Annotated in this window: 3 protein-coding genes; all 3 read right to left on the minus strand. The window is 58.5% G+C overall.

What is annotated here, in order from left to right; genetic code table 11:
• Window positions 1-471 precede the first annotated feature (471 nt).
• The gene (folK, locus tag ACIP1X_RS27870) at window positions 472-957 is read right to left on the minus strand and encodes a 2-amino-4-hydroxy-6-hydroxymethyldihydropteridine diphosphokinase (protein WP_400755878.1); all 486 of its coding nucleotides are present in this window, start codon (window positions 955-957) and stop codon (window positions 472-474) included.
• A gap of 4 nt (window positions 958-961) precedes the next feature.
• Window positions 962-2,365: a polynucleotide adenylyltransferase PcnB gene (locus ACIP1X_RS27875; RefSeq protein WP_053123896.1), complete on the minus strand. Its 1,404-nt coding sequence runs from the start codon at window positions 2,363-2,365 to the stop codon at window positions 962-964.
• A gap of 736 nt (window positions 2,366-3,101) precedes the next feature.
• A complete protein-coding gene (locus ACIP1X_RS27880) occupies window positions 3,102-4,538 on the minus strand; it encodes a sigma-54 dependent transcriptional regulator (protein ID WP_212545821.1) in 1,437 nt (478 codons plus the stop codon).
• Window positions 4,539-4,543 lie beyond the last annotated feature (5 nt).

Here is a 4,543-nt window from a genome sequence, read left to right on the forward strand (position 1 = left end):
AGCGTGGTCAGGGTGATGGCTGGCATGTAAAAAATCCTCGTTCAGGCGCTCTGGAAACTACTGCGAGTAACGCGCGTGATTCTTCATTTACTCAGGCGCACGCTCTTTTGTCGTGCTTATAAGGCCTGGATTGCGCCCGTATGTGCCGGGTTGGCGGCAGCGGGACGCCTATAGTCGTGAGGAGAACCGAGGAAGTCAATTGCGTGTGTTACCGCATTGTTACGAGGCGAGTGTTACCGGCGTTACTGATGCGATTCAGCGGCGCGGCGGGCCTGATTCGAGGAATTTTTGTCCGACAAAACCGATGTGGGAAATCCGTTTTTTGTGGCGAGGGGATTTATCCCCGATGGGCTGCGAAGCGGCCCCAAACCGAAGACCGCGACAATTCTGACACAGCACATTTGCCGGTTTTACGACTGCTGCGCAGCCGATCGGGGATAAATCCCCTCGCCACAAAAGGCCATTGCAGTGTCAGGGGTGGGGCAGGCGTTCGAGGCCGATGAACGGGCAGGCGGCGAGCAGGTCGGCTAAGGTGCGGCCGTCGGGCAGATGGAGATCCGCCGGCGCCAGTTCAGCGAGGGGATAGAGCACGAACGCACGTTCCTGAATCTGGTAATGCGGGACTTTCAGGCGTGGCTCGTCGATCAAACGATCACCGAACAGCAGAATATCCAGATCCAGCGTACGCGGGCCCCAGCGCTCCAGACGTTCGCGGCCCTGGTCATTCTCGATCGCTTGTAACGCATCGAGCAGTTCCAGTGGAGCGAGCGTACTGTCGAGCGCCGCGACCGCATTGGTGTAGCGCGGCTGGCCTGGCAGCAACGAATCACTTTGATAGAAGGCCGAAACGCCCACCAGCGTGGTTTGCGGCAATTGCCCCAGCGCCTCGACGGCGCTGCGCAATTGTTCGGCGGGGTCAGCGAGATTGCTGCCCATGCCGATGTAGATGCGTTCCATGCTTTTACTCGCCGGTCGAAGCGCTCGGGGCGCCGGCGCGTTTGCGCTTGGAACCGCCGCTGCGGCGACGTTTGCGTGGTGCGCCGCTGGCGTCATCACCTTTGCCGCTGAGGTCGCGAATCATGTCGCGACGTTCGCTTTCGTTGGCGTCCTGATAATCCGTCCACCATTCGCCGAGGCCGTCAGTCTCTTCGCCGGCGCTTTCACGCAACAGCAGGAAGTCGTAACCGGCGCGGAAACGCGGATTGTCCAGCAACAGGTCGGCGCGTTTGCCGCTGCGGCGTGGCAAGCGTTCCTGCATGTCCCAGATCTCGCGGATCGGCATGGTGAAGCGTTTCGGAATCGCGATGCGCTGGCACTGTTCGGCGATCAGCTCGTGGGCGCCTTCCTGCATTGCAGGGATTGGCGGCATGCCACGTTCTTGCAAGCGCAACACGCGGGCCGGCAAGGCTGGCCACAACAGCGCGGCAAACAGGAACGCCGGGGTTACCGGTTTGTTCTGCTTGATGCGCAGGTCGGTGTTGGTCAGCGCTTCGCTGATCAGCGTGTGGGTGTATTCCGGGTTGTGTTCCAGTGCATCGGCACTGGCCGGGAACAGCGGGGCGAACAGTTGCAGATCGACCAACATTTCGAAGGTAATTGCGCCGTGTCCCGAGAGGAACAGCTTGAGCACTTCTTCGAACAGACGCGCCGACGGGATCTCGCGCAGCATCGGCGCCAGCTCGCGGATCGGCTGCACGGTGTGCTTCTCGATGCCGAAGTTGAGCTTGGCGGCGAAACGCACGGCCCGCAGCATGCGCACCGGGTCTTCCTGGTAGCGCTGCTTCGGATCGCCGATCAGACGGATCAGGTGATTGCGGATGTCGTGTACGCCGTTGGCGTAATCGAGAATGCGCTCGCTGACCGGATCGTAATACAGGGCGTTGATGGTGAAGTCGCGGCGTTGCGCGTCTTCTTCCAGGGTGCCGTAAACGTTGTCGCGCAGAATCCGCCCGCTTTCGTTACGCGAGGACTGATTGCTGTCCTCGTCGTCTTCGTTGACCGGGTGATTGGCGCGGAAGGTCGCGACTTCAATGATTTCGCGACCGAAATGGATATGCACCAGTTTGAAGCGACGGCCAATGATCCGCGCGTTGCGGAATTCGGCGCGGACTTGCTCGGGGGTGGCGCTGGTGGCGACGTCGAAATCCTTGGGCGTGATGCCCAGCAGCATGTCACGCACGCAACCACCGACCAGATAAGCCTGGTAACCGGCACCTTGCAGGCGTTCGACAATATTCACCGCATAGCGGCTGAACTGCGTTTTCTGCAGCGAATGTTGACCGCTGTTGAGCACTTCAGGGGTGCTACGGATGTGTTGCGTACGACGCACGGGAGTTCGGAATGACTGGAACAACTTCTTCAGCATGGGATGCACTGTTTGAAGGAATGTTCGGCCATACCAAAGAATGACCGCATGATGGGCGCAGATTCTAGCATTTAGTCGGGGGATGGTGTAGGAGACAGCAGCTTCGAGCTGAAAGCCGCAAGCTACAAGGGTGAAACGGGGGGTAAAACAGGGAGTTTTTTACAGAAGGGAGAAACTACAAGGGGAGCCGAAGCTCCCCAAGAAGTAGTTGCGTGCTCTTTTTATTATTGATTCGGGCTTCTTGTTTTTGTTGAGTGCCCTCGCCACGAAGCTTTTCCTTCGTGACCCTCCCAATCGGGAGCCAAGAGCAAACGGATTGCTTTGGTCGCTGAATTGCAGTGATCTTACGATCCAACCAGTACAGGCTCTGTCTTAGGACAGTTTTTGTTGTTCTCGGCCTGGTCGTGGGGCAAGCCCCAAATACAACGCCTCTCCAAAAGAATAAGTTAGCTGCGCCTCTCGCCGTCTTGTTTTTATTGTGCGTGAGTCGATTCGTGTTATTTTTATTGTCTTGTACATTGCTTGTTATTGTTCTTGTACCAAACATATAGCAGGGGTCGTGCCAACTTTTGCGAAACCCCGTAAAACAAAGGGTTAGGTCGATATAACCGTTTTCTCGGGGCGAAAAAAAGCCGGGGTTTCGTTACCGATAACCCCGGCTTCTGTTACGTGAAAAGACTGAGGTAACAGTTTTTTCACCTCTTCAAGCGTTACCCGCACACTCGACAGGTAACGTTCAGCTCTCGCTGGCGACCCCGGTCTTGCGCCGTGGAATGCCCAGACGCTGACGGCGTTCCCACAGACATTTACGGCTGACGCCCAGTTTGCGCGCCAGTTCGGTCTCGGTCATGTGATCCTGATGCTCAAGGACGAAGTGCTGGAAGTAATCCTCCAGCGACAGGTCTTCGGTCGGCTCATGGCTGCTGTTGCTGGCGTTACCACCGGTTTGCGGTGGCAGGCCGATGAACTCGTCGTCGTCCAGATCGCTCAGTTCAATGTCGATGCCCAGCAGTTCGGCAGAGATTTCCGGGCTTTCGCTGAGAATCACCGCGCGCTCGACTGCGTTTTCCAGCTCGCGCACGTTACCCGGCCAGGAATAGTGACGAATGGCCTGTTCGGCATCGGCAGCAAATTTCAGGTCGGTACGGTTGATACGTGCGCTCTGGCGAGCGAGGAAAGCTGTGGCGATTTCGTTGACGTCGGCACCGCGTTCGCGCAGCGCTGGCAATTTCAGGGCAATCACGTGCAGACGGTAATAAAGGTCTTCACGGAACTGGCCGATTTTCGCCAGGCTCTTCAGATCCCGGTGCGTTGCGGCGATAAGGCGTACATCGACCTTCTGCGACTGCACCGAACCAACGCGGCGAATTTCGCCTTCCTGCAACACGCGCAGCAGACGGGCCTGAGCTTCCAGTGGCAGTTCGCCGATTTCGTCGAGGAACAACGTGCCGCCGTCCGCCGCTTCGACCAGACCGGCACGCCCGGCGCTGGCGCCGGTGAACGCGCCTTTTTCGTGGCCGAACAGTTCAGACTCGATCAGGCTTTCCGGAATGGCTGCGCAGTTCACCGAGATCATCGGTGCCTTGGCGCGTTTCGACAGATTGTGCAGGGCGCGCGCCACCAGTTCTTTACCGGTGCCGGACTCGCCCTGAATCAACACATTGGAATCGGTCGGCGCGACTTTGCGGATCTTGCTGTACAGATCCTGCATCGGCGGGCACGAGCCGATGATGCCGATCTCGCCATTGCTGTTGTCGGTGGCGGGTTTACCGCTGCCATTGGCCGGTTTGCTGGCAAGCGCTTCGCCGGCAGCCGGGGCCGATTGGCGATCACGCAGAATCCGCGCGACGGCCTGGAGCATTTCGTCGTGGTCGAAAGGCTTGGCGATGTAATCCACCGCGCCCATCTTCATCGAGTCGACCGCCGAGCGCAGGCTGGCGTAACTGGTCATGATCAGCACCGGCGTGCCCTGGCCGAGCTTGATCAGCTCGGTGCCCGGCGCGCCCGGCAAACGCAGATCGCTGACGATCAGGTCGAACGTAGGAATGGTGAAGCGTTCTTGTGCTTCCTGCACTGAACCGGCTTCGCTGACCTGGTACTGATTACGTTCCAGCAGGCGGCGCAAGGCGGAGCGGATAATTGTTTCGTCTTCGACGATCAAAATGTGCGGCATTGATT

Origin of the sequence: Pseudomonas sp. NPDC088885 (genome assembly GCF_044750025.1) — a bacterium.
GTDB classification, from domain to species: domain Bacteria; phylum Pseudomonadota; class Gammaproteobacteria; order Pseudomonadales; family Pseudomonadaceae; genus Aquipseudomonas; species Aquipseudomonas rustica.